Source organism: Peptostreptococcus canis (genome assembly GCF_014229965.1).
GTDB classification, from domain to species: Bacteria; Bacillota; Clostridia; order Peptostreptococcales; family Peptostreptococcaceae; genus Peptostreptococcus; species Peptostreptococcus canis.
This window is the reverse complement of sequence record NZ_JABGBW010000009.1, coordinates 13732-39435: the sequence shown is the minus strand read 5'-3', so window position 1 is coordinate 39435 and position 25704 is coordinate 13732. Positions and strand designations below refer to the sequence as shown.

Here is a 25704-nt window from a genome sequence, read left to right as displayed (position 1 = left end):
TTTCCGCTTATTAAATATTTTTTATCAAAATTAACCATTAAATTCATTTTTTATTACTTTATTTTCCTATACAGAAATTACTAAATATTGTATCTAACAAATCTTCTGAAACAGTGTCTCCATTAATGTATCCCAAACTACTCCAGGCATCTTTTAAATCAACTTCAATAAAATCATAAGACATTTGTTGCCCCAATGAATCCAGTGCATCATTTATAGATGTCATAGCTTTATAAATTGCATCTTTATGTCTGGAATTTGTTATCATAATATCTGATGTATTAGATATTTCGCCGCTAAATACCATATCTTCAATTCTATCGTGAATCAATTCAAGGCCTTGATTTTTAAGAGCTGAGATACTAATAATATTTTTTTCATCTATATACTTCTCAATAGTTTTTAAATCTACTTTTGATTTCAAATCTATTTTGTTAAGAATAGCTATTGTCTTTGATTTATCAACACTTTGAAGTATTTCAATATCTTCATCATCAAGTTCCCTGGATGTATCTATGACTACTAAATTTAAATCTGAAGATTTTAAATGCAATTTAGATTTTTCAACTCCTATTTTTTCTACAATATCATCTGTATCTCTAATTCCTGCAGTATCTACTATTTTCAATGGTATTCCTTTTATATTAACAAATTCTTCAATTACATCTCTTGTTGTTCCGGGTATATCAGTCACTATAGCTCTATTCTCTCCAAGTATGGAATTCATAAGAGATGATTTTCCTACATTTGGTTTTCCTAATATAGCTGTCTTTAATCCCTCTCTAAAAATTTTTCCTGTATCCGCTGTTTTATACATATTAATTATCTCTTTTTGTATGCATTCTGTTTTTTCTATAAGCTCTTTATATGTAATAAACTCAATATCTTCTTCAGGATAATCGATAGCAACCTCTACCTGTGTAAGTACTTCAGTCAATTTAAATCTCAATTCTTTTATTTTTTTAGAAAGATTTCCCTCCAGTTGATTTTGGGCTATAATATGAGACTGTTCCGTCTTTGCATTAATAATATCTATTACTGCTTCCGCTTGAGATAAATCTATTCTACCGTTTAAAAATGCTCTTTTTGTAAATTCCCCCGGTTCTGCTAATCTGGCCCCGTTTTTCAAAGTCAATTCAAGGATTTTCTTCACTGAAATAAAACCGCCATGACAATTTATCTCTATTACATCTTCAGCAGTATATGAATTTGGACCTTTCATAAATGCCAAAAGAACCTCATCTATTATACTATCACCATCAAAGATATTACCATAGATAAGAGTTCTATTGCTATAGTCATCAATAGAATTTTTATAAAATGGTTTAAATATCTTATTCGCAATTTCAATAGATTTATTTCCACTCAATCTTATTATACCTATTCCACCCTCACCAGGAGCTGTGGCAATGGCTGAAATTGTATCATCTATAAACATATATAATATAACACTCCTTTTTTATCTAAAATTTTCTTCATTAATCAATATACTATTATATCATAAAAACGGTCGTTATATTAGTATATTCCCCATGTTAATATACCTACACAAAAATATTATTTTATTAATTTTAAAATATGTTTACCAATAAACTATAACTTATCATAAATATGTAATATAATAATTATAGAAAATCATAATTTAAACATTAGATTACAAAAACATATCAAAAATTGGAGGACACTATGTTAAAAAATATTATAATTAATTTAGAAGTAATTGAATCTATGCTTTACTATTGGAGTTCAGTAGTAGATAGAGAAAAAGTTACAGAAAGCTTCTTTGTAGATGTAGCGAATATGGATGCTATGAAACTTATACAAACAAATGAATTTTCATCAGAATCTATTAGAAAAGTACTAAGTTCCATACAAAATAGAGAACTGCTATCAGGAGCTACAAAGCCTGAAAAAAGATTCTGGAGTAAAAACATGTGGATAGCAGAGGATGTGAATTTAGCCAATAAAATGGCCCAGCCTATTAAAATTCTAAATGTTGACGACCTTGTCAATCAGTTAAATGAAAAATATAGTGATATAAAGCAAGAAAGGATAGTTGTACACATTGCACCTCTTCACCTTGATCCATACTATATAAAAGATGGGAATTTAATAATAAACTTCTTTATGATATATTTTGATGAAAACGAAAATGTATTAATAGATGGAAAACCTATCAAAGAATATATTTTTGAAAGATTATGCGAATTAATAGAAGGGTAAGTGATAAAAATTAAAGTATTTATATTTGACATTGACGATACATTATATGATTTAGAATACCCATTTAAGCTAGCATTTTACTCCATGTTTAAAGTCATTCCCGACAATATACATTCAATATTTCTTGATTTCAGAAAATATAATAATGAAATATATGACAAGGCATTAAATGGAAAAATTACTATGGAGGAATTATGCATATATAGAAGCAAGAATGCTTTTAGGGATCATGGTATTTTTATTGATGATGATAAAGCTATAGAATTTCAATTAACTTACCTAAGAGAAAAGAAAAACATAACTCTTGAAAATAATGTAGAAAATATTTTAAAAATACTAAAGAAAAATAATTATACATTATCTATAATTTCAAACGGACCTCATAAAGAGCAGTTTGAAAAATTCAATTATTTAGGTTTAGAAAAATATATAGATAGTAATCTGGTTTTTATTTCGGAAGATATTGGTATACATAAACCTAATACAGGTATATTTGACTATGCTAAAGAAAAAATACTTGATTATTTAAATATATCCGATGAAAAATACGTTGATTTTTACTATATTGGAGATGCATATTTAAATGACGTTATAGGTTCAAAATCTTCAGGTATGAAATCAATATGGATTAATCATAGGGGATACAAACCTGAAAACAGTAAATATAAACCTGATTTTATAGCAAACAATTTTAAAGAATTATATGAAATAATAGAAAAAATTATAAAAAAATAAGGGCTAATTAAAAATTTGCCTCTGGAGATTAAATCTAAAATTTAACAAGTGTTTACCTTTTTTCTTTTGTGATATACTTATCTTGCATTAAACAATAAATTCCTTTCATTTTTGTTAGCACTTTAATGATACCATATTTATTGTTTGATGCTCTTTTATTTATACTGACACTTTATTTTACAATTTGTAACTCAGATAGTATAATTCAAACTCCCATAAATGAAATTGATGCAGTAAAAAATATATTTTATGATAATATCAATAGAAAACTTCACAAAAACTTAATATTATCATAAAATAACAACACTTTATACAGTGTTATATTGATTTTACAAACATTATGTTGTATAATATTTATAGCTTATTTTATAATATTTATATTGCATATTATCATGAGGTTTTAAGTTACCCTAATTAACTTATTATAGTCAGAATGAGAGGTATAATTATGAAAATGAAAAAGGGATTAATACTAGCCTTATCAATAGCAGCAAGTATGTTATTTACATGTATTTCAAATGCAGAAGACAAAGAATTTATTGATGTGACAGTTACATCAGAAGCAGAATTATTTGATGCTCCTATCACATTTAAAAGCAATAATATTAGTGAAATTAATATTAGCAACTTAAATAAAATGAGAGATGATTTTATAAGATCAAACTACAATATCTATTTGGAAAAATTAGAAACAGATGCATCAAGTTTTGAAGAATATTATAATGAAATGTTAAATTCACCTTATGGAATAAGTAAGTTTTTTGAAGAAAAATATGGAAATTTAAATGACGAAGATTTATTAAAAAAAGAAATTACCTTTATTAATTTTATGAATCAAAATGATATTTGTTTTATAAATGTACAAGGTTTTATACCTAATTATTATAATACTTATGAAGGGCTTATTTTTAGAAAAAAGCATAATAAGCAAAATTTAATAAAACAAACAAAACAAATGTCTGAAAATGAATTAAAAGAATTGTTTCAATTTTATTATGAAAATATAATTGAGTATCTAAATAATGCTGATTCAGATGTAGACTTAATATTTCAAATTGTATATCCTCAGGGTATAGACAATTTAGATGATGAATTTGAAAAACAAATTAGAGAAAAGTACGAAAAAAAGCTATTAATAACAAATTTGAAAAAACTAACCAAGATAGAAATGATAATAACAAAAAAATAGAATCTTTTTTCAACTTAGTTGAAATAGATAACAATAGAAATGAAAGTGTAGATACTACTTCCTATCAAAAAAGAGGAACTTCCATAAGAAGATATACTCTTAATTATGCAAGAAAATATGGTTATACTAATGATTATGCAGGAAGTTTTAATCCACCATACCATTATTTGAATTATTCAAATAATGGTGGAGACTGTGCTAACTTTGTTTCTCAATGTTTGGATCAGGGACATATTGATTATAAATATGGTCCCACATATGACAGTAAGAGTGTATAATATTTAGCGTTGATGAGAGAATTTTTTTCTCTCTCAACGCATATTTTTTTGCAAAAAAAGAACAGCATGTCAAATCTGTTATATAATTTAATCGTCCAAAAAAAAACAAACAAGGATATATGACATGTATTCAAAATATTAATGGATTAAAGGAATTGAGTATACAGTTTTAAATTGAAATATCAGTATACAAATGGTATGGTTGAGGGCAAGAACAACAAGATTAAAGTGATTAAAAGGATATCCTTCGGATATTCCAATTTTAGAAATTTTAGATTAAGAATTTTACTTATGGAAAAATATAAAGGCAACATCCATAACGCATCATTTGTTACGGATGCTACCACATAATTTTATTGATTTAAATTATCATCAACGTCATTTGACATAGAACCTTTATATATTATACTTTAACTAATATATAAATTGTGAATTTATAATCAATAAATTAAATTATCTATTAATCTTGTTTTTCCAATGTATACAGCCATTGCTATAAGAGTGTTTTTACTTAATTTTTCAATTCTGTCAAAAGTATCGAAATCTATTATTTCAACATAATCTATCTTTGCTAAAGGTTCTGAATTTATACTATCTACAATGACTTTTCTTATCTTTTCAACATTTTTCTCGCCATTATCCATAAATTCTTTGCCTTTTAAAATACTTTTTCTGAGAATTATTGCCGCTTTCCTTTCTTCTTCATTTAAATACGTATTTCTTGAACTTTTCGCCAATCCGTCCTCTTCTCTAATTATTGGACATCCGTTTATATTCACACCTAAATTAAGATCTTTTACCATTCTTCTAACTATAGCTAATTGCTGAATATCTTTTTCACCAAAATAGGCGTTATCCGGATTTATAATGCTAAATAATTTTGTTAAAACTGTACAGACCCCTCTAAAATGACCCGGTCTTGTAATTCCACATAAAATATTAGTCATCTTTTCACCGGGAATTACAAATGTAGAATAACCATCTGGATACATTTCATCAGGTTCCGGATGGAATATGTAATCTACTCCCTCCATCTGGCAAATCTTTGAATCATGTTCCAAATCCCTTGGATAACTTTCATAATCCTCATCAGGTCCAAATTGAGTCGGATTTACAAAAATACTTACAGTTACAATATCATTATTTTCTTTTGCACATTTTATTAAACTTTTATGTCCTTCATGAAGAAATCCCATAGTTGGAACCATTCCCAATGACATACCTTTACTTTTTATTTCTTTTGAAATAATTTTCATCTCTTCAATGTTTCTTATTATTTTCATATTTTCACCTGCATAAAATCTTTATTAATATAATTTTTCTATTACTTCTCTATCTATTTTAAAAGTATGTTTTTCCTCTGGGAAATTACCATTTTGAACTTCTTTTATATACTCTTTTATTCCACTTCTCATTACTTCGCCCACATTGGCAAATTGTTTTACAAACTTAGGTACAAAATCATTATACAAACCAAGCATATCTTGATAAACAAGCACCTGTCCATCACATCCTGCACCCGCACCTATACCAATTGTAGGAATATCCAACATATTGCTTACTTTTTCTGCCAATAATGCCGGAACACACTCAAGTACAACAGCAAATGCTCCAGCTTCTTGAACTGCTAAAGCATCTTCAATCAGCTTTTTTGCAGATTCTTCATCCTTACCTTGGACTTTAAATCCACCTAAAGAATTTACTGCTTGCGGCGTAAGACCTATATGGGCACACACCGGTATTTTAGCTTCAACTATTGCTTTTATAACATCGCTTATTTCTTTTCCACCTTCAAGCTTAACACAGTTAGCTCTTCCCTCACTCATAAGTCTTCCGGCATTTATAACCGCATCCCTGATTCCGGTATTATAAGACATAAAAGGCATATCTCCAACTACTAATGCATTTTTTGCACCTCTTGCAACAGCTGCAGTATGATGTATCATATCTTCCATAGTCACACTAAGGGTATCTTCATATCCGAGCATAACCATACCTAAAGAATCTCCAACTAATATGGAATTTACACCTGATTCATCTACTATTTTAGCCGTAGTATAATCATATGCAGTAAGCATAGTTAATTTTTCACCTTTAATCTTAGCATCTCTGAATGTTAAAACAGTATTTTTCATAATTAAATTCGACTTATTACTAAAGTCTCTCCTTCCTCAATAAACCTTTTAAATTTTTATAGTCTCTATCTTTATGCTTTTTTTCGGCAACTTTGATAATTTCTAAACTAAGAAGCCTATAAATTTTATCCACATCAATATAATTATCTGAAGATATTGATTTTAAGTGATTCTCAATAGTACCAATATCATTTCTTTCCACCGGACCTGTTATTGAATCTACAACACCTTTTTCAAAAAAATTCTTTAAATTACCAATGGCTAAACTAGAAAATGCATTCAATGCATCCTTTTCGTCAAACCCATATTCTTCAAGCAATCCTAAAGAAATATTCCCCAGTGAAAGGACTAAATTACTTAAAAAAACAGATGCTAAATGATATTTAATTTTATCCATTGTATGTATAATTTTATATTGATTATTTTTAGATATAAGTAGCTTTTCAATAACCTCTATTGCCTTTTTATCACCTTCTAAAGTGAAAAAAGTATTATTCATATCTTTATAAGAATTTTCTTTGCTACTTATAGCCATTAGTGGATGAAGAGAGCAACCATGTGCTCCTTTTGAAGATATATCGAAGAAAATTTCTGATGACAATGAGCCACTACAGTGGCATATTATCTTATTTTGAATATTAAAATGAGACACTTTCTCCCAAACTTCAGAAATACTATCATCGGGAGTAGTAATAATCAAAATATCACTTTTATTAACAAGCTTTTCTAAATTATTAAATTGAGCAGAATTAGTCATCTTTGAAGCATATTTTATACTATCAAGGGATTTACTATAATAACCGGATATCTCGAATTCATCTGTATTAAAAAAATATAGACCTACTGAAATTCCAACCTTACCTGCTCCTATTATACCAACTTTGTACATAGCATCACCTCACAAAACCAATTTGAATGACTCCTATGCAACCAGAAAATGTGTAGTTTCTTCGAATACCACCAATCTAAAATTATCACAATTTACTTAAAAATACAATATATATTTAGAAACTAAATTTTATTATTTTTTATACCATTATAAAATCAAAGTAAATGTTAGTTAATTTCAAAAATTCATAAGTTAAATAATATAATTGATAGTATTCATTTCAACAGCAAATCTGCAAAAGCATTAGCAAAAGCTATTGATTGTAAAATAAAAAAGATGAATGATATATAGATAACGTCATCCATCTTTTTATATTTTATTAATTATTTTTTATATTCTATTACTACTCTTCTATAAGGATCTGTTCCTTCACTATAAGTAATCACATATCTATCATTTTGAAGAGCAGAATGAATTATACGTCTTTCATAAGGATTCATATAATCAAGTTTTTTGGTTCTTTTAGTTCTAGCAACTTCTCTTGCAGCTTTATAGCAGTATCTTTTTAAAGACTCTTCTCTCTTACTTCTATAATTTTCTATGTCTACAAAAACCCTTGTATTTGAATCTTTATTTACTTTGTTTAACGCAAGACCTGTCAAAAATTGAATGGCATCAAGAGTATCGCCTCTTCTACCGATTAAACAACTGGCATCATCGCCCAATATTTTAACCTTTATCAGACCATCTTCAACTTTGACATTTACCTTTGCATCTACATCTGCATTTTTCAATAATTCTTCAACGAAATTTTTAGCAATTTCAATTTCTTCTTCCTCTGTTACGTTTACATCTTTACTATCAATTTGTTCACTTTCAATTTCATCGCTTTTATCAACGGATTTATTTTCTTCCACATTTGAATCGGAAGCTACTACTTCATCATTTTTTTCATCTTTTTTATCTAGTAAATTGTATTTAATTTCATAAACGCCATCTTTAGCGCCTATTCCTAAGAATCCCTTACTCGGTTTTTCTTTTACTGTTATTTGAATACTTTCTTTATCTGCATTTGTAGATTTAAGTAGTTGTTCAACAGCTTCATCTGAATTTTTGGCATACAATATTTTTGATTCCACTATACTAACCTCCTACAAACTTATTTTCCTTTTATATTTGATTTTTGTTTTTCTGCTTCCAATTTAGCTTTTAGAGGTTTCGTTATAACATAAAACTGGAATACAGAAAAAACATTACTTATTGTCCAATAAAGCGTAAGTGCTGCCGGAAAAGAGAACCCCCAAATAAGCGACATACCCGGTAATAAATATGTCATCATCTTCATAGGACCTTCCATCTGTTCCTTTGGTGTCATGACTATTTGCATAAAATAGGCACTTAAACCTGATAATACAGCTAATATATAATCCGGTTTAATTAAAGACTTTATCCATAAAAAGTTTCCATTTGCTGCCAAAAACTCTGCTTTTGTAGCAAATACACCGTGTGCAACCGGATCTCTAAATACATAGAATAATCCAAACAATATTGGCATTTGTATAAGTAACGGTAAACAACCTGCCATTGGATTGAATCCTGATTCTTTATACAATTTAGTAATTTCTTCGTTTTGTTTTTCCGGTTTATTTTTGTATTTTTCCTGTATTTCTTTAATTTTAGGGTTTATTTCAGACATAGCAAATGTAGACTTAGTCTGTTTAACCGCCAGCGGAGTAAGAATTACTTTGATTATAACGGTAAATACGATAATCGATAGACCATAGTTTCCTATTACTCCATATATTGATTTTAAAATCATCCCTAATGAACCTGTAATAAAACTCATTAATACCTCCTAAAAATAATATCTCAACTTTTGAGATAAACCTTCTACTTTAAAGGGTCGTAACCACCTGGGTGAAAAGGGTGACATTTACTTACTCTTCTTATAGTCAACCACAATCCCTTTAGAAAGCCATATTTCTTAAATGCCTGAATAGAATATTGAGAACAAGTTGGATAAAATCTACACCTAGGTCCTAAAAGCGGTGATATAAACTTTTGATAATATCTTATTAAAATAATACACATTTTTGCTAAGATAATGCTAAGTTTACAAAATATATTTTTAATAAAATTCACAGTTAATCACCTTCTTTATCTAACTTTACTTTTTATTACATCTATTAGATAAATTATTAGTTCTATTTTTTTTATCAGAATTTTCTTCCTTTGAAACATTGTTTAAAAGATTTGTTTTTCTTGATATATATTTAATAGAACGTTCTATATCTTTATACTCAGAGTTTTTGCTGTTAATTCTAGCTATAAACACAATATCATATCCACTTTTCACATGAGGATCTATATTTAATCTGTAAGCTTCCTTTATGTATCTTCTTATTTTATTTCTTACATTAGCTTTTCCAACCTTCTTAGATATAGAAATACCTATTCTAGATTTATTTCTATTATTCTTCAATAAGTATATCACTAAATTTCTATCCGCAAAAGATTTACCTTTCTGATAAACCTTTCTAAAATCAGAATCTTTCTTGATTCCGTCGGTGTTATTAAAATTCATCAATAACCTCCATTCTTTACAATGATTTTACAAAAAAAACCACTTGGAAAAGTGGCTTTTTATTATCATTAACTAAGCTCTTGTAAAAATATATTAGTGAGTTAATCTATTTCTACCTTTAGCTCTTCTTCTTTTTAAGACATTTCTTCCATTTGAAGTTTTCATTCTCTTTCTGAAGCCATGTTCTCTTTTTCTTTGTCTTTTCTTTGGCTGATAAGTTCTCTTCATACTTGAACACTCCTTTCATAATCATAATTGTAAACATAACAATAATATTATAAATACTTTCTGTATAAAAGTCAATTGATTTTTGATTATTTTTTGATTAGAAATCAAGTAATTACAATGTTCTATAGAACATTCATAAAATAAAAAAATGTAAATGTAACTTAATAAAAAAAATTTTGTATTTTTTTTTATTTTTTTCTAAAAAATGCACAAACGACATACAGATAATTTTTTGATATTTTTCCACAGGTTATACAATATATAGAACTGTTGAAAATTTTTTATAAAGTTATCCACAAAATGTGAATAACTTTGTGGACAAAAAAGAATAAATTCAATATATAATATCTCTATAACGTTAATTTTGTTGTGTTTTTTTGTATGGTTAATCTGTTGATAAAATAACGTAATTATAAACATTTTTTACACATATTTATTATAACACTATATTTACTAAGTTTTATGTACTTCAATTTTAAACATAAATATTAACATAAAATCAACATAATTAAAAAGAATGGAGGGAAGATAGATAAATGAACACAAATAATATAGACGCCCAAAAACTTTGGATTATGACGGAAAAAAAATTAAAGGGCATAGCATCCAGTCTAGATTACACAATTTACTTAAAAAAAATTATACCTCTAGAAATAAAAGACAATGTTTTTTATTTTAAAGGAGACGATATGACAAAACAATTTATAGAAAAAAGATCGAAAGATTCTATATTAGAGATTTTCAGCGATCTTGCCGCAAATATTAATGATGTGGTCGTACTTACAGATAAAGATAGTAATTTATTTGAGAATAATTCATCAAATAAAGAAGATGAAAAAAAATCACTTATTACAAAGGCAAAAAGTCTCTCAAATGCAAACTTAGTTCCTAAATACACATTTGATACTTTTGTCCAGGGCGATACAAACAGAGTTGCCGTAGCAGTATGTATGAGAGTCGCGGAATATGATGAAACATCTAATGATAATCCATTATTATTATACGGAGGTGTTGGTTTAGGAAAAACACATCTAATGAATGCTATTGGACATAGAATATTAGAAAGAGACCCTTCAAAGAAAATTCTTTACGTTTCTTCAGAAACTTTTACAAATGAGTTTATCACAGCTATAAAAGAAAAAACCAACGATGAATTCAGACAAAAATATAGAAATGTAGATGTTTTAATGGTAGATGATGTACAATTTTTCTCTAATAAAAACTCAGTTCAGGAAGAATTATTCCATACATTTAACCACCTTTATGCGGCTCAAAAAAAGATAATCCTTACAAGTGATAGAGCTCCAAAAGAAATTCCTCAATTAGAAGATAGATTAAGAAGCAGATTTGTATGGGGTATGATGGCAGATATACAACCTCCTGATTATGCAACAAAAATGGCTATACTACAATTTAAAGCCGAAAGTGAGAATGTGAATATTCCGCAAGAAGTATTCGATTATATAGCGGAAAATGTAGTTTCCAATATTAGAGAATTAGAAGGTGCTTTAAATAAAGTAATTATATTTGGAGATTTAACATCCAAGCCAATTACATTAGAAACAGCCAAAGAAGCCTTAAAAGATATCCTAATTTCATATACTACAAAAGAAATAAACGTACTTAGAATAAAAGAAATGGTAGCAGATGCATTTAATGTAAGTATTGATGAATTAGAATCTAAAAAAAGAAGTAAAAACATAGCTTTTGCAAGGCAAGTAGCAATGTATTTATCAAGAAATTTATTAGATATGTCCTATCCTAGTATAGGTAAAGAGTTTGGTGGAAAGGATCATAGTACTGTAATGCACGCTACAGGAAAAATAGAGGATGAAATTGAAAAGAATGAAATAATGAAGATAAAAATTGAAAAAATAATATCCGATTTAAATTCATAGTTATTAACAATACTCTTGTTGAAAAACTGTATATAAAATGTTAATAAAATAATGATTTAATTTATCCACATTTTATAAAGAAAGTGTGCATATACTTACCAACATTATTTTACACATATTAAATCTGTAGTTTTTTAATATTTCTGTATACTTTTCAACAATATAAACATATTCTACTACTAATACTACTACCTTATTTAATATATATTTATATATATTAGAAAAAAACTTATACACAGAAAGGAAAAAAATAATGAACATATTATGTAATCAGAAAAAATTAGCTAATGCAATTACTAATGCACAAAAAGCTATTAATAATAAAACAACTATAGAACTTTTAAAAGGTATTCTAATTACAGCTAAAAATAATAAATTGACCATTACCGGATATGATAACGAAATAAGTATTGAAACTTCTGTTGAGTCACAAATAAATAAAGAAGGAACTATTGTTGTTAATTCAAGACTTATGGGAGATATAATAAGAAAACTTCCTGATACTTTTGTATCTATAGAAACGGACGAAGATTACAACGTATTTATAAATTGCCTTAATTCAAGATTTAAAATTAAAGGACTTCCTGCTGATGAATTTCCAAAACAAGAAGAATTATCTATGGACAATATGATTAAATTTAATCAAGCCGAGTTGAAAAATATGATAAGACAGACAGTTTTTGCTACTGCCATAGAACCAATAAATCCTACATTAGCTGGTGAATTATTAGATTTAAATGGCGATAAAGTAAATTTAGTTGCACTTGATGGATATAGATTGGCAATTAGAAAATCAAATCTAGAAGAAAGTATTGATAGCGATATTAATGCTATTATTCCTGGGATAACTCTAAACCATATAAATAGTCTTCTTAGCGATGAAGGGAATTTGTTTGTTGGATTGGATTCTAAAAATATTATATTTATTATAGGGGATACTAAAATAGTTGCCAGATTAATAGATGGAAATTTCACTAAGTACGAAAGCCTTTTGCCTAAGGAATACATTACTAAAATTCAGGTTAATACAAGAAATCTTCAAGAGTGTATAGAGAGAGCAGCTCTTTTATTTACATCTGCTAAAAATAATTTAATAAAAATATCTATTACTGATGGATTAATGGTAATTACTTCAAATAATGAAAATGGAAATGCATATGAAGAAGTTTCTATTGAATTTGAAGGAGAAAATATCGATATAGCATTTAATTCAAAATATTTATTGGAAGGAATAAAAAATATCGATAGCGAGTTTATAAATATAGAATTTGGTGGTTCGGTAAATCCTGCCATAATAAAACCGGTAGATGGTCCAGAATATATTTATTTGCTTTTACCAGTGAGATTAGGCAATTAATATTAAAAAAAGCTTATAAAGCCTGTGAAATGCATTCACGGGCTTTATTTAACTGTTAAAATAAATGGATTTATGTTATAATAGAGTAGTTGGATTATGCAATTTTCATTTAGACTGAAATAGATGTCTAAATTTGACTATATTTTTGAGAGGGATTATATGGAATATATAGAAATAAGTTCCGATTTTATAAAATTGGATCAATTTTTAAAGTTGGCCAATATTGTTATGTCGGGAGGAGAAGCCAAAGTTATTATAATAAGTGAGGAAGTTCTTGTAAATGGAGAAGTTTGCACTCAAAGAGGAAAAAAATTAAGAAGTGGCGATATAGTGCAAGTAAATGGAAGAAAAATATCGATAAAATAAAGTAGGTGTTAGGTTGTATATTAAAAGTTTGAAATTAATGAATTACAGAAACTATGAAAATTTAGTGATTGATTTTAATGAAAATATAAATTTAATAGTTGGAAGTAACGGACAAGGTAAAACTAATATTGTAGAATCTATAACCCTTATGTCTATAGGTAGATCTTTTAGGACTAATAAAGATAGAGAATTGATTAAATTTGGAGAAAAGAACCTATATTCAAGTTGTTATTTTAATAGAAATGGGCTAGATAAAAAAATAGAAGTAGTCATTACTAAAGAAAAAAAAGGTATTAAAGTAAATGGTGTATCAATAAAATCAATACATGATTTATTGGGAAATCTTAATGTAGTTGTTTTTTCACCAGAAGATTTAAAACTTGTAAAAGATGGACCAAAAGAAAGAAGGGCTTTTCTTGATAAGGAAATAAGTCAAATAATGCCAAGATACTATAATTTGCTTACTAGTTATAATAAGATTATAAATCAAAGAAACAAATTACTTAAATCAGGAATAATAGATAAAAATTTGTTAGATGTATATGATGAAAATTTAATTAATTTTGGTAGTGAAATATATATTATTAGATGTGAGTTTATAGAAAAAATATCAAAAATAGCAAATAGACTTCATAGAAGTTTAACATCTAATAGAGAAAATTTAAAAATAACATATAAAAGTCAAATAGATTTATCTGAAAAAACAGATATTTTTAATATTAAAAAAGAATTATGGAACAAATATAAAGAAAATAGAGATAGTGATATTTTCAATAGAAATACCAAAATAGGTCCTCATAAAGATGATTTGGGAATATTTATAAATGATATTGATGTTCGATTTTATGGTTCTCAAGGTCAGCAGAGGACGGCTTCTATTTCTCTTAAATTATCTGAAATAGAGCTTATAAAACAAGAAATTGGAGATTATCCAGTATTGATATTGGATGATGTATTCAGTGAATTAGATCAGGATAGACAAAAAATGTTGGTTGAAAAATTAAAAGATATACAGATGTTTGTTACATCAGCAGATCCATTCCATATTAATATATTGGATAGTGATGACTACTCTGTATTTCATATAGATGCAGGCAAAGTAGTCGGCATAGAGAATGGAGGTAAATAGATGACAAAACACGAATATGGTGCAGATCAAATTCAAGTTTTAGAAGGGTTAGAAGCGGTTAGAAAAAGACCTGGTATGTATATAGGTTCAACAGGTCCTAGAGGATTACATCATTTAGTATATGAAGTAGTTGATAACAGTATAGATGAAGCGTTAGCAGGTAATTGTTCAGAGATATATGTATCTCTAAATAATGATGGTAGTGTAACTGTAAAAGATAATGGTAGAGGTATACCAGTAGAGGTTCATCCAAAGACAGGGCTTTCTACTCTTGAAACTGTATTAACAGTTCTTCATGCAGGTGGAAAATTTGGTGGAGGCGGATACAAGGTATCAGGAGGACTTCATGGAGTTGGTGTTTCAGTAGTAAATGCCCTTAGTGAATGGTTGATTGCAGAGGTAGCAAGAGATGGTAATGTATACAGACAAGAATATAAGAGAGGTATTCCAACTACTAAGTTAGAAGTTGTTAGAAAAGCTACTATAGAAAGTGGTACTTCTATTACATTTTTACCTGATGCTACTATATTTGATGAAGTTGAATTTAGTTATGATACTTTGGAATATAGATTTAGAGAACTGTCGTTTTTAAACAGAGTTATAAAAATTCAATTTCAGGATAAAAGAGAAGGAAGAGAAAAAGATAAAACATTCCATTACACAGGTGGTTTGAAAGAATATGTTAAATATCTAAATAAGTCTAAAAATACTATTCATGAACAAATAGTATATATAGATAAAATAGCTGAAGATTGTACTATAGAATTAGCACTGCAGTATACTGATAATATTAGAGAAAATATATATTCATTTGCAAATAATATAAATACTCATGAAGGTGGATCTCATTTAGCAGGATTTAAAAGTGCTCTTACAAAAGTTATGAATGAGTATTCAAGAAGAAATAACATCTTAAAAGATAAAGATGAGAATTTATCAGGAGAAGATGTAAGAGAAGGGCTTACAGCTATTGTATCTGTAAAACTTCCTGAACCGCAATTTGAAGGTCAGACAAAAACTAAACTTGGAAATACATTTATGAGAGGATTGGTAGATAGCATTACTTCAGAAGAAGTGGGAGCATTTATGGAAGAAAATCCTTCTGTGGCAAGGATAATTATTGATAAATGTTTAAGGGCACAAAGAGCAAGAGAAGCTGCTAAAAAGGCAAGGGAACTAACAAGAAGAAAAAGTGTATTGGAAAATACATCATTACCTGGAAAACTTGCAGATTGTTCAGAAAAATCTCCAGAAAAAAGTGAAATTTTCCTTGTTGAGGGAGATTCGGCAGGTGGTTCTGCAAAAGGTGGAAGAGATAGAAATATTCAAGCCATACTTCCGCTTAGAGGTAAAATTTTAAATGTTGAAAAATCAAGATTGGATAAAATATTATCTTCTGATGAAATAAAAAATATGATAACAGCATTTGGATGTGGTATAGGTGATGATTTTGATATTGAAAAATTAAGATATCATAAAATAATAATAATGACCGATGCAGATGTCGATGGGGCTCATATTAGAACTTTATTGCTAACATTTTTCTTTAGATATATGAGACCTTTAGTGGAGCAAGGATATGTATATGCAGCTCAACCTCCTTTATTTAAAATAAAAAAAGGTAAGAAAGAAGATTATGCTTTTTCAGATGATGAGCTTAATAATAAATTAAATGAAATGGGAAGAACGGGAACAGAAGTATCTCGTTACAAAGGTCTTGGTGAAATGAATGCTGAGCAGCTTTGGGAAACTACAATGGATCCTGAGTCTAGAACTCTATTACAGATAAATATAGATGATGCTATTATAGCCGATGAAGTATTTTCTATGCTAATGGGAGATAAAGTAGCTCCGAGAAGAGAATTTATTGAGGCTAATGCTCAATTTGTAAAAGATTTAGATATATAGGAGGTTGGCTGAATAAATGGAAAATAATATAAATAAAAAAATAATATCAAAAGAAATTTCTGAAGAAATGAAAAAATCATATATGGCCTACTCTATGAGTGTTATTGCTGGTAGAGCTTTGCCTGATGTAAGAGATGGACTTAAGCCTGTTCATAGAAGAATACTATATTCAATGAATGAGCAGGGAATAACACCGGATAAACCCTATAGAAAATCAGCACGTATAGTAGGTGATGTACTGGGTAAGTATCATCCACATGGAGATAGTTCTGTATATATGGCCATGGTTAAAATGGCACAGGATTTCTCTACAAGAGGTCTTTTAGTAGACGGGCAAGGTAACTTTGGTACTGTTGATGGAGATAATCCGGCAGCAATGCGTTATACTGAAGCAAGAATGAGTAAATTAGCTCTAGAATTATTAAGAGACATTGAAAAAGAAACTGTAGATTTTGGACCAAACTTTGATGAATCTTTACAGGAACCGAAAGTTCTTCCTTCCAGATATCCTAATTTACTGGTAAATGGTTCTAATGGTATAGCTGTTGGGATGGCTACGTCTATACCACCGCATAATTTAGGGGAAGTAATAGATGCTACTGTACATTATATAGATAACCAGGAATGTGAAGTTGACGAGCTTTTAAATTATATAAAGGGACCTGATTTCCCAACGGGAGCTACTATAGTAGGTACTGAAGGAATTAAAGAGGCATACAAAACCGGTAGAGGAAAAGTAAAGGTAAGAGCCAAAGCAGAAATAGAAGAATTACCAAAAGGAAAGCAACAGATAGTTATTACAGAAATTCCATATCAGGTGAATAAAGCCAGATTAGTAGAAAGAATAGCAGAACTTGTAAAGGAAAAAAGAATAGAAGGTATTTCTGATTTAAGAGATGAAAGTAATAGACATGGAATGAGAATTGTGGTTGAATTGAAAAAAGATACAAATGCCAATATAGTTCTTAATAATATGTATAAACATTCGCAATTAGAAGATACTTTTAGTATAATAATGCTTTCCCTTGTAAATGGAACACCTAAAATATTGAATTTAAAAGAAGTAATTTATCACTATGTTCAGCATCAAAAAGATGTTATAACAAGAAGAACACAGTTTGATCTAAAAAAAGCTGAAGCAAGAGCACACATACTAGAAGGATTAAAAATAGCGCTAGATAATATAGATAGAGTTATAACTATAATCAGAAGTTCTAGTAATGGTCAAATAGCTAAGGAAAGATTAATAGAAGAGTTTGATTTTACTGAAATTCAAGCTCAAGCTATATTGGACATGAGACTTCAGAGATTAACAGGTCTTGAAAGAGAAAAAATAGATAATGAATATAACGAATTGATGAAAAAAATAGAATATTTATCAAGTATTTTAGCAGATGAATTAAAACTATATGGTGTAATAAAAGATGAAATGTTAGCTATAAAGAATAAATATGCCGATGATAGAAGAACTGACATAGTTCCCGCTGAAGGAGAATTTGATGTAAGAGATCTATTTGAAGAAGAGGATATAGCAGTAACACTTACTCATTTAGGGTATATAAAAAGACTTCCGGCAGATACATACAGAAGCCAAAAAAGAGGTGGAAGAGGGATTTCTGCCCTTACGACAAGGGAAGAAGATTTTATAACAGATTTAATAACTACTACGACACATTCTATCATGTTGTTCTTTACAAATAGGGGTAGAGTATATAAATTAAATGCTTATGAAATTCCTGAAGGAAAAAGAACTGCAAAAGGAACTGCAATAGTAAATTTATTGCAACTTAATCCTGGTGAAAAAGTAGCTAGAATTATTACATTTAATCCTGCTGAAGATATAAATAGCGAATATAAATATCTACTAATGGCTACTAAAAATGGTATTGTTAAAAAGACATTGATTGAAGAGTTTAAGAATATAAATAAATCAGGGCTTATTGCGATAAATTTAAAAGATGGTGATGAACTTATCGGAGTTAAAATGACTGATGGAAATGAAGAAGTTATGTTAGTAACTCAAAATGCAATGTCAATAAGATTTGATGAAAAAGATGTTAGAGCTATGGGAAGATCAGCTACCGGTGTAAAAGGTATCTCACTTTCAAAAGGGGATATAGTAGTATCTATGGATTTAACAAGTGAAGGTACAGATTTATTGGTTGTAAGTGAGAATGGATTTGGTAAGAGATCTGATATTGAAGAATATAGAAAACAGATTAGGTCCGGAAAGGGAATAAAAACATATAATATAACTTCTAAAACAGGTAAATTAGTTGGAGCTAATTTGGTAAATGAAGATGATGAAATAATGATGATAAATTCTGATGGTGTATTAATTAGAATCAGAGTAAATGAAATTTCAATTTTTGGAAGAATTACTAGTGGTGTAAAACTTATGAGAACTGATGAAGAAGTAGAAGTGGTATCGATAGCAAAAATAAAGACTGAAGATGAAATAGACTAGTAAGGAGGCTTTATATGTCAATAGATATAATTTCAAATTATAAAGAAGAATCTGAAAGTTGGATTGTAGAACTTTCAGGTGAACTTGATGTATCTTGTGCGGATAAGTTAAAGAGCTTGGTAAATGACAATATTGAAGAAAAGTTTTCAAATATTGTTCTGGATATGAAAGATTTAAGTTATATAGATTCAACTGGTATCGGGATTATAGTTGGAATTATGAAGAGGTTAAGAGAAGATGGAAAAGATATTTCTTTATTGAATACAAAAGATAATGTAAAGAAAATATTTAAAATAACTGGTCTAGATCAGATAATAAATATGGAGGGATAGCGATGGAATGCGAAAAAATAAGCATAAATTTATCCAGTAATCCAAATTTTGTTTCGGTAATAAGATTGACTACATCTGGAATTGCCAGCAAAATGGGATTTACATTAGATGATATAGAAGACTTAAAGGTATCTATATCAGAAGCTTGTACAAATGCTATCAAGCATAGTAAAGAAAGTGAATTTTATTTAACTTTTTATGTATATGAAGATAGATTAACTATTGAGGTAAAAGATAATGGTATTGGTTATGATGAAGAAGCTGTTGAAGATCCAGATCCTAATAATCCAAAAACAAGTGGTTTAGGTTTATTTATCATTAAAACTTTAATGGATGATGTTGAAATAAAAACTTGTGATAAATGTGGTACTATAATAAAGATGACTAAAATGGTTGGAGTTGATAATTAATGAATGTATTGGCCTCAGAAAAAGAATTTGAGAAGATGGAAACAAAAGAACTCTTCGAAGTTTTTTCTGAAGATAAGAGCAACACAACTGTTAGAAATATATTAATCGAAAGGAATTTATATTTAGCAAAGATATTATCGAGAAAATATATTAATAAAGGTGTCGATTACGAAGATATATATCAAGTTGCTTCACTAGCTCTTATCTATGCTATTGATAGATATGATATATCTAAGGGGTTTGAATTTTCGAGTTTTGCAACTCCTACAATAGTTGGAGAAATAAAAAAATATTTTAGAGATAAAGTATGGACAATGAGAGTTCCTAGAAGAATCCAAGAATTGAGTAAAAAAATAAGTAATGCGAAGATATATTTAGAACAAGAAAATAAAAAGAGTCCAAGACCATCTGAAATTGCCGAATATCTAGAAATAACTGAAGAAGAAGTTCTTGAAGCTATGGAAGCTTCTTATGGTTATCAGCCTATTTCTTTAGATACTCCTAGTAATGATGATTCAGAAGATAAAGATATGACATTGGGAGATAGAGTTGGCAGTGAAGAAAAGAAGTTTTCTCAAATTGAAGAAAGAGATTTCTTGGAACATTTTATGAAAAATTTAAATGAACTTGAAGTAAAGATAATTGAAGGAAGATTTTTCAATAATAAAACTCAATCTGTAATAGCGGAAGAGATAGGAATATCTCAGATGACTGTATCCAGGCTTGAGAAAAAAATAATAGAAAAATTGAAAAAAGAATATTTAAAAGCTGTGTAGAACGAAGGTTGGCTTAAGGTCTTAATTTTTGATAAGATTTTTAAGTCAGCCTTTTTTTTATAAAATTAGTTGTAATAACAACATAATTAACATGTTGATATATATATAATACTAATTAACATAAAGAATGAAATTTAAATAAATTTAATTAGTATTATATTGGAGGTTTTATTATGAAAGATATTACAGGAGCAATGTTTTGTTATCAATGTCAAGAAACAGCAAGGGGAACAGGATGTACAAAAATAGGTGTATGTGGAAAAAATCCCACAGTCGCTGCCTTACAAGATTTATTGATATATATTTCTAAAGGAATTTCAGAAATAGTCATAAAAGGTGATATAGATGTAAATTCTATTTCAGAAATAAATAAAGAAATATTAACAAGTCTATTTATAACAATTACGAATGCAAATTTTGATTCTGATGCAATTGAAAATCAGATTAAGAAAATGATTAAAATAAGAGATAATTTATTAAAAAAGGTAGATTTAAAAAATCCTCACGATTCAGTAGTTTTTAGAGTAAAAAACAGAGATGAAATGTTGGAAAAGGCAAAAGGTATAGGTGTGTTATCCACTCAAAATGAAGATATAAGATCCTTGAGAGAATTAATAATATATGGTTTGAAAGGAATGGCAGCGTATGGTGAACATGCATTAAATATTGGTATGGAAGATAATTCTATATATCAATTTATATATAGAGCTCTATCTTCTACATTAGATGATGGTTTAGGTATTGATGAATTAGTAGGATTAACCTTAGAAACAGGAGAAAATGGAGTAAAGGTAATGGCATTGCTTGATAAGGCAAATACTACTAAGTATGGTAATCCTGAAATAACAACTGTAAATATAGGGACAAGAAATAATCCTGCTATATTAATATCCGGACATGATTTGGTAGATTTAGAACAATTATTAGAACAGACAAAAGGTACCGGAGTAGATGTATATACACATGGTGAAATGCTTCCAGCTAATTATTATCCTGCATTTAAAAAATATGAAAATTTGGTAGGAAATTATGGTAATGCTTGGTGGAAACAAATTACGGAATTTGAAACTTTCAATGGACCAATTCTATTTACTACTAACTGTATAGTACCACCTAAGAGTGAAGAAGTGAAAAATAGAATATTTACTACAGGTGCGTCCGGATTTCCTGGATGTATTCATATAGAAGCTGATGAAAATGGAAAGAAAGATTTCTCTCAAATAATAGAAATGGCTAAAAAATTACCTTCTCCAGAGGAAATAGAGAATGGAAAAATAGTTGGAGGATTTGCACATAATCAAGTTATTTCGCTTTCTGATAAAATTGTAGATGCAGTAAAGAGTGGTGCCATCAAAAAATTCTTTGTGATGGGCGGTTGTGATGGTAGAATGAAAGGCAGAAGTTATTATACTGAATTTGCCGAAAAATTACCAAAAGATACAGTTATTTTAACAGCAGGATGTGCAAAGTACAGATATAATAAGTTGAATTTAGGAGATATAAATGGTATTCCTAGAGTATTAGATGCAGGTCAGTGTAATGATTCATATTCTCTTGCAGTAATTGCATTAAAATTAAAAGAGGTATTTGAATTGGAAGATATAAATGAGTTACCAATAGCTTATAATATAGCCTGGTATGAGCAAAAAGCTGTAATAGTACTATTGGCCCTATTATTTTTAGGTGTTAAAAACATACATCTAGGACCGACATTACCGGGATTCCTTTCTCCAAATGTAGCAAATGTACTAATAGAAAACTTTGGTATATCAGGTATTGGAACAGTTGATGAAGATTTAAAACTATTTTTATAGTTCATGCCATTAATATTCTTTGAAATTTTGGGGATATTCAGGTATAATAGTATATAAACATAATTTAGTAAACATATTATCGTTTATCATATTATTGTTTATCATATTTAAAATTCATTAATATTGATATGTTTTGAAAGGAGTTGATATTATGGGAATTTTATCATGGATTATTATAGGTGGTTTAGCAGGATGGATTGCCAGTAAAATTATGGGAACTGATGAATCACAAGGTATACTAGGCAATATAGTAGTAGGAATACTAGGTGGTGTTATAGGTGGTTGGATAATGTCATTTATTGGAAAAACAGGAGTTTCCGGATTTTCATTATGGTCTTTTATAGTGGCACTTATTGGTGCGGTAGTATTGCTTTGGATATTAAAGCTATTTAAGAGGGAAAGATAAAAAATATCATTTAATTAAAGTTATTTATTTATCTTAATGATACTTATAGATAATTAGAAGAAAATTTATATGGTCGTATCTGATATATAAGAAATGTCAGATACGACTATTTTTTGTAGTATATAAAATTATTTGTGAAAATATATTGGGAATAATTTCAAGAAAATATAAAAATTTAGAAAAAATTAATTAAAAATTAATAAATAGTTTCTATTATATTAATTTTATTATGATATATTAAGATAAAGATTTATTTTATATGATAAATAAATTAAGTTTTTTTATATAGGAGGTAGAATATGAAAAATAAAAAAATTATCAAAAAAATAGGTTTGTCTATTATGATTACACTTATTGCAGTTGGATCAATATCACAAAGTTCATTTGCCGTATTACAAAATAATGAATTTGAAAATATAAAATTAGCTGATAAATCTCAAAATATTATTTTAACTGTCGAAGTTATAAATGGCTTATATTATCATAAAGATACAGATTCACTAAATAAGCCAGGAGCTATACCAGAGGATGATAAAAAAATAAATATATCTAATGATGAAAAATGGGAATATATAAGTAAAAGAATACAAAATCCTGATTTGAATAATGGTTTAGGATTTGATAAGAAGAGTATTATCAGACCGGATAGAGGATATAAAAACGAAGTAAAATTTTATAAAAAAATGACAAAAGAAGGTAATTACGAAGATGAAATTAAGTTAACAGATACCTTCTCAACAAATACAACTATATATGCAGTATTTCAAAAAGATCCATCTCAGTATTTTAATATAGATATTTTAGGAAGACCGGAAGGATTTTATAAGTATAAAAATGATAATAAAAATTTAGAATTACTGATAGGTACTCTAAAGTGGTATGATATAATCAATACGGTAAATGAAATAGTTGAACCATTTGATTCGCACTATATTAGATCAAAAGAAAATATTTATACTTTAGATTTGGAAGGGAATGAAAAAATAAAAGAAGATGAAACAATTTCTTCTTTAGCAAATAGAAAAATAAAAAAAGTATATGTAAGATTTGAAAGAGATAATAGTAAATGGTGTGTAATAAAAGTACATCCTGGAAAATCTGCAAAGTTTAAAAGTGAAATAAATGATGGAAATGAATATGGAAAAGATAAGAAAGGAAACAAGATATTTATTCCTTTAAAATTAAAATCAGATGGGAGTATCGAAAATAATCAAGAGAAAATATATGAGTCAATAAAAGACAAATATAGTGATATAATAGAACCTAAAATTTCTGAAAATGAAAAAGCGAAATTTAAAGGAATATCGGATGTAGCCGATGGAAAAAATATTGATGGGCAGCTTGAAGCCAAAGAAATAAATGTTTATGTAAATTACGAAACTGAAGTAATCAATAAACCTGATAAAGATAAAGAAAAAAGAGAACAGGAAAAGAAGAAACAAGAAAAGAGAGAACAAGGAAAGAATAGAGATCAGGAAAAGAAAGAAGACAATGTAAAAAGAACTACTATAAGAATAAATGGTTCTAATAGAGTTAAAACAGCTATAGAAGTAAGTAAAAAAATATATCCCAAAGGATCGGAAAATATCATTTTAGCAAATATGGAAAAATATTCCGATGTATTGACAGCATCGCCTTTTGCTAACCAAGTTAAAGCACCTATATTGTTTACAAATAATAAAGTTTTAAATAATGATACAAAAGAGGAAATAAAGAGATTGGGGGCTAAGAGTGTCTACATAATTGGTGGAAATCAATCTGTATCTGAGTCTACAGAAGCGGAATTAAAAAAAGATGGTATTAATGTGACAAGAGTAAGTGGTATTGATAGATATGAAACGGCTAGAAAAATAGCTATCAAGGTTAGAGAAAAAGGTAACAAGGATACTTTAGAAATTGCTTCAGGTGAAAGTTTTCCAGATGCACTATCAATGAGCTCTTTAGCTATAAAAGAAAATGCTCCGATTTTACTTTCTAAAAATAACGAATTGCCTAATATTACAAAAAAATCTATTTCCGATTGGAATATTAAAAATGTAAATATAGCAGGTTCCAACAAAACTATTTCAAATAAAGTTGAAAGTGAAATAAAAAATAATTCTAAGAATTCTATAAATATCAAGAGATATGGAGGTAAGGACAGATATGAAACATCTGTTATCATTTCAAAAGCTGCATTCCAAAAATCAGATAAAGCGGTTTATACGAGTGGAGAAAATTTTGCAGATGCATTAGTATCAGGAAGTTTTGCAGCACATAAATCAGCACCGGTTCTATTGGTTAAAAAAGAAATGGTACCTTTTACGGTAAAAGAATATACTGAAAAAATGAAAGTAAAGGATGTATTTATTATTGGTGGAAAATCAATGATAGATGATAAAATACTTGATATGATAAATAAACCTATAAAAAAATAGATCTTAAGATTTAAATTTATAACATAGATCTAAAAGTATTGTTAAAAAATTTTCCTATAAAAAAATAATTATAAAACTGATTAATAACATATTTTTCACGAAAAGAAAGTTTAAAAATTATGTTTTTAATCAGTTTTTATTTGTTTTCGTATTCTGAAAAAGAGAGTTGGATTATTTACCTTAGTTTTGGTATAATAAATATTAGATTTTTTATATAGAGATG

At 28.1% G+C, this 25704-nt stretch carries 25 protein-coding genes and 1 pseudogene; 17 read left to right on the top strand and 9 right to left on the bottom strand.

The window, feature by feature from the left end:
• Positions 1-58: 58 nt before the first annotated feature.
• On the bottom strand, positions 59-1438 hold the full coding sequence (mnmE, locus tag HLB29_RS08200) for a tRNA uridine-5-carboxymethylaminomethyl(34) synthesis GTPase MnmE (protein ID WP_185624684.1): 1380 nt from the start codon (positions 1436-1438) through the stop codon (positions 59-61).
• A gap of 248 nt (positions 1439-1686) precedes the next feature.
• On the opposite strand from mnmE, the gene HLB29_RS08195 reads away from it, so the two are divergent.
• The 5 genes and pseudogenes from HLB29_RS08195 to HLB29_RS08175 all read left to right on the top strand — a co-directional run.
• On the top strand, positions 1687-2223 hold the full coding sequence (locus HLB29_RS08195; RefSeq protein ID WP_185624683.1) for a TDE2712 family protein: 537 nt from the start codon (positions 1687-1689) through the stop codon (positions 2221-2223).
• The gene (locus HLB29_RS08190) at positions 2224-2958 is read left to right on the top strand and encodes an HAD family hydrolase (protein WP_185624682.1); all 735 of its coding nucleotides are present in this window, start codon (positions 2224-2226) and stop codon (positions 2956-2958) included.
• A 448-nt stretch (positions 2959-3406) separates the two neighbouring features.
• The gene (locus tag HLB29_RS08185; protein WP_185624681.1) at positions 3407-4147 is read left to right on the top strand and encodes a hypothetical protein; all 741 of its coding nucleotides are present in this window, start codon (positions 3407-3409) and stop codon (positions 4145-4147) included.
• Entirely contained in the window at positions 4090-4425 is a 336-nt protein-coding gene (locus tag HLB29_RS09850; RefSeq protein WP_185624697.1) for an amidase domain-containing protein, read from the top strand. The genes HLB29_RS08185 and HLB29_RS09850 overlap by 58 nt, the downstream gene beginning before the upstream one ends.
• Before the next feature lie 186 nt (positions 4426-4611).
• Positions 4612-4776: pseudogene (locus HLB29_RS08175) on the top strand (transposase); the annotation flags it as partial.
• 89 nt (positions 4777-4865) lie between these two features.
• Here HLB29_RS08175 and panC read toward each other — a convergent pair.
• The 8 genes from panC to rpmH all read right to left on the bottom strand — a co-directional run bounded on the left by panC (position 4866) and on the right by rpmH (position 10201).
• Positions 4866-5708 carry a pantoate--beta-alanine ligase gene (gene panC / locus HLB29_RS08170; RefSeq protein ID WP_185624680.1) on the bottom strand — a complete coding sequence of 281 codons (843 nt, stop codon included), beginning with the start codon at positions 5706-5708 and terminating at the stop codon, positions 4866-4868.
• 24 nt (positions 5709-5732) lie between these two features.
• Positions 5733-6560 (bottom strand): 3-methyl-2-oxobutanoate hydroxymethyltransferase, encoded by an 828-nt coding sequence (gene panB / locus HLB29_RS08165; RefSeq protein WP_185624679.1) that lies wholly within the window; start codon positions 6558-6560, stop codon positions 5733-5735.
• Between the two features lie 19 nt (positions 6561-6579).
• The gene (locus tag HLB29_RS08160) at positions 6580-7449 is read right to left on the bottom strand and encodes a Rossmann-like and DUF2520 domain-containing protein (RefSeq protein WP_185624678.1); all 870 of its coding nucleotides are present in this window, start codon (positions 7447-7449) and stop codon (positions 6580-6582) included.
• A gap of 323 nt (positions 7450-7772) precedes the next feature.
• Positions 7773-8528 carry an RNA-binding cell elongation regulator Jag/EloR gene (gene jag / locus HLB29_RS08155; RefSeq protein ID WP_185624677.1) on the bottom strand — a complete coding sequence of 252 codons (756 nt, stop codon included), beginning with the start codon at positions 8526-8528 and terminating at the stop codon, positions 7773-7775.
• A 20-nt stretch (positions 8529-8548) separates the two neighbouring features.
• On the bottom strand, positions 8549-9235 hold the full coding sequence (locus HLB29_RS08150) for a YidC/Oxa1 family membrane protein insertase (RefSeq protein WP_185624676.1): 687 nt from the start codon (positions 9233-9235) through the stop codon (positions 8549-8551).
• 44 nt (positions 9236-9279) lie between these two features.
• Complete coding sequence (yidD, locus tag HLB29_RS08145) at positions 9280-9480, bottom strand: membrane protein insertion efficiency factor YidD (RefSeq protein WP_185624696.1); 201 nt, start codon at positions 9478-9480, stop codon at positions 9280-9282.
• Positions 9481-9556: 76 nt separating this feature from the next.
• Positions 9557-9973 carry a ribonuclease P protein component gene (gene rnpA / locus HLB29_RS08140; protein ID WP_185624675.1) on the bottom strand — a complete coding sequence of 139 codons (417 nt, stop codon included), beginning with the start codon at positions 9971-9973 and terminating at the stop codon, positions 9557-9559.
• A 93-nt stretch (positions 9974-10066) separates the two neighbouring features.
• On the bottom strand, positions 10067-10201 hold the full coding sequence (gene rpmH / locus HLB29_RS08135; RefSeq protein ID WP_091994402.1) for a 50S ribosomal protein L34: 135 nt from the start codon (positions 10199-10201) through the stop codon (positions 10067-10069).
• 536 nt (positions 10202-10737) lie between these two features.
• Between rpmH and dnaA the strand changes: the two genes are divergently transcribed.
• The 12 genes from dnaA to HLB29_RS08075 all read left to right on the top strand — a co-directional run bounded on the left by dnaA (position 10738) and on the right by HLB29_RS08075 (position 25481).
• Positions 10738-12099 (top strand): chromosomal replication initiator protein DnaA, encoded by a 1362-nt coding sequence (dnaA, locus tag HLB29_RS08130; protein WP_207719546.1) that lies wholly within the window; start codon positions 10738-10740, stop codon positions 12097-12099.
• Between the two features lie 253 nt (positions 12100-12352).
• Positions 12353-13456 carry a DNA polymerase III subunit beta gene (gene dnaN, locus HLB29_RS08125; RefSeq protein ID WP_185624674.1) on the top strand — a complete coding sequence of 368 codons (1104 nt, stop codon included), beginning with the start codon at positions 12353-12355 and terminating at the stop codon, positions 13454-13456.
• Between the two features lie 159 nt (positions 13457-13615).
• Positions 13616-13822 carry a S4 domain-containing protein YaaA gene (gene yaaA, locus HLB29_RS08120; RefSeq protein WP_185624673.1) on the top strand — a complete coding sequence of 69 codons (207 nt, stop codon included), beginning with the start codon at positions 13616-13618 and terminating at the stop codon, positions 13820-13822.
• Positions 13823-13835: 13 nt separating this feature from the next.
• Positions 13836-14951, top strand: coding sequence for a DNA replication/repair protein RecF (gene recF / locus HLB29_RS08115; protein WP_185624672.1), 1116 nt, complete (start codon positions 13836-13838; stop codon positions 14949-14951).
• Positions 14952-16859: a DNA topoisomerase (ATP-hydrolyzing) subunit B gene (gene gyrB, locus HLB29_RS08110; RefSeq protein ID WP_185624671.1), complete on the top strand. Its 1908-nt coding sequence runs from the start codon at positions 14952-14954 to the stop codon at positions 16857-16859. It abuts the gene before it with no gap.
• A gap of 16 nt (positions 16860-16875) precedes the next feature.
• Positions 16876-19326 (top strand): DNA gyrase subunit A, encoded by a 2451-nt coding sequence (gene gyrA / locus HLB29_RS08105; RefSeq protein ID WP_185624670.1) that lies wholly within the window; start codon positions 16876-16878, stop codon positions 19324-19326.
• A 14-nt stretch (positions 19327-19340) separates the two neighbouring features.
• On the top strand, positions 19341-19658 hold the full coding sequence (locus HLB29_RS08100) for an STAS domain-containing protein (RefSeq protein ID WP_185624669.1): 318 nt from the start codon (positions 19341-19343) through the stop codon (positions 19656-19658).
• A 2-nt stretch (positions 19659-19660) separates the two neighbouring features.
• Positions 19661-20068, top strand: coding sequence for an ATP-binding protein (locus HLB29_RS08095; RefSeq protein WP_185624668.1), 408 nt, complete (start codon positions 19661-19663; stop codon positions 20066-20068).
• Positions 20068-20844: a SigB/SigF/SigG family RNA polymerase sigma factor gene (locus HLB29_RS08090; protein ID WP_185624667.1), complete on the top strand. Its 777-nt coding sequence runs from the start codon at positions 20068-20070 to the stop codon at positions 20842-20844. The genes HLB29_RS08095 and HLB29_RS08090 overlap by 1 nt, the downstream gene beginning before the upstream one ends.
• Before the next feature lie 173 nt (positions 20845-21017).
• Positions 21018-22658, top strand: a complete 1641-nt coding sequence (hcp, locus tag HLB29_RS08085) for a hydroxylamine reductase (RefSeq protein WP_185624666.1) — start codon at positions 21018-21020, stop codon at positions 22656-22658.
• 151 nt (positions 22659-22809) lie between these two features.
• Positions 22810-23064, top strand: coding sequence for a GlsB/YeaQ/YmgE family stress response membrane protein (locus HLB29_RS08080; protein WP_185624665.1), 255 nt, complete (start codon positions 22810-22812; stop codon positions 23062-23064).
• A gap of 299 nt (positions 23065-23363) precedes the next feature.
• Entirely contained in the window at positions 23364-25481 is a 2118-nt protein-coding gene (locus tag HLB29_RS08075) for a cell wall-binding repeat-containing protein (protein WP_185624664.1), read from the top strand.
• The last annotated feature ends 223 nt before the right edge of the window (positions 25482-25704 follow it).

Excerpts from the sequence above, each read along its gene's own strand:
- dnaA (WP_207719546.1), top strand. The coding sequence starts at position 10,738 with ATGAACACAAATAATATAGACGCCCAAAAACTTTGGATTATGACGGAA.
- HLB29_RS08095 (WP_185624668.1), top strand. The coding sequence starts at position 19,661 with ATGGAATGCGAAAAAATAAGCATAAATTTATCCAGTAATCCAAATTTT.
- yaaA (WP_185624673.1), top strand. The coding sequence starts at position 13,616 with ATGGAATATATAGAAATAAGTTCCGATTTTATAAAATTGGATCAATTT.
- gyrA (WP_185624670.1), top strand. The coding sequence starts at position 16,876 with ATGGAAAATAATATAAATAAAAAAATAATATCAAAAGAAATTTCTGAA.
- HLB29_RS08090 (WP_185624667.1), top strand. The coding sequence starts at position 20,068 with ATGAATGTATTGGCCTCAGAAAAAGAATTTGAGAAGATGGAAACAAAA.
- HLB29_RS08150 (WP_185624676.1), bottom strand. The coding sequence starts at position 9,235 with ATGAGTTTTATTACAGGTTCATTAGGGATGATTTTAAAATCAATATAT.
- dnaN (WP_185624674.1), top strand. The coding sequence starts at position 12,353 with ATGAACATATTATGTAATCAGAAAAAATTAGCTAATGCAATTACTAAT.
- HLB29_RS08100 (WP_185624669.1), top strand. The coding sequence starts at position 19,341 with ATGTCAATAGATATAATTTCAAATTATAAAGAAGAATCTGAAAGTTGG.
- gyrB (WP_185624671.1), top strand. The coding sequence starts at position 14,952 with ATGACAAAACACGAATATGGTGCAGATCAAATTCAAGTTTTAGAAGGG.
- panB (WP_185624679.1), bottom strand. The coding sequence starts at position 6,560 with ATGAAAAATACTGTTTTAACATTCAGAGATGCTAAGATTAAAGGTGAA.
- hcp (WP_185624666.1), top strand. The coding sequence starts at position 21,018 with ATGAAAGATATTACAGGAGCAATGTTTTGTTATCAATGTCAAGAAACA.
- rnpA (WP_185624675.1), bottom strand. The coding sequence starts at position 9,973 with ATGAATTTTAATAACACCGACGGAATCAAGAAAGATTCTGATTTTAGA.
- mnmE (WP_185624684.1), bottom strand. The coding sequence starts at position 1,438 with ATGTTTATAGATGATACAATTTCAGCCATTGCCACAGCTCCTGGTGAG.
- rpmH (WP_091994402.1), bottom strand. The coding sequence starts at position 10,201 with ATGAAGAGAACTTATCAGCCAAAGAAAAGACAAAGAAAAAGAGAACAT.
- HLB29_RS08160 (WP_185624678.1), bottom strand. The coding sequence starts at position 7,449 with ATGTACAAAGTTGGTATAATAGGAGCAGGTAAGGTTGGAATTTCAGTA.
- HLB29_RS08195 (WP_185624683.1), top strand. The coding sequence starts at position 1,687 with ATGTTAAAAAATATTATAATTAATTTAGAAGTAATTGAATCTATGCTT.
- yidD (WP_185624696.1), bottom strand. The coding sequence starts at position 9,480 with ATGTGTATTATTTTAATAAGATATTATCAAAAGTTTATATCACCGCTT.
- HLB29_RS08080 (WP_185624665.1), top strand. The coding sequence starts at position 22,810 with ATGGGAATTTTATCATGGATTATTATAGGTGGTTTAGCAGGATGGATT.
- HLB29_RS08075 (WP_185624664.1), top strand. The coding sequence starts at position 23,364 with ATGAAAAATAAAAAAATTATCAAAAAAATAGGTTTGTCTATTATGATT.
- panC (WP_185624680.1), bottom strand. The coding sequence starts at position 5,708 with ATGAAAATAATAAGAAACATTGAAGAGATGAAAATTATTTCAAAAGAA.
- HLB29_RS08185 (WP_185624681.1), top strand. The coding sequence starts at position 3,407 with ATGAAAATGAAAAAGGGATTAATACTAGCCTTATCAATAGCAGCAAGT.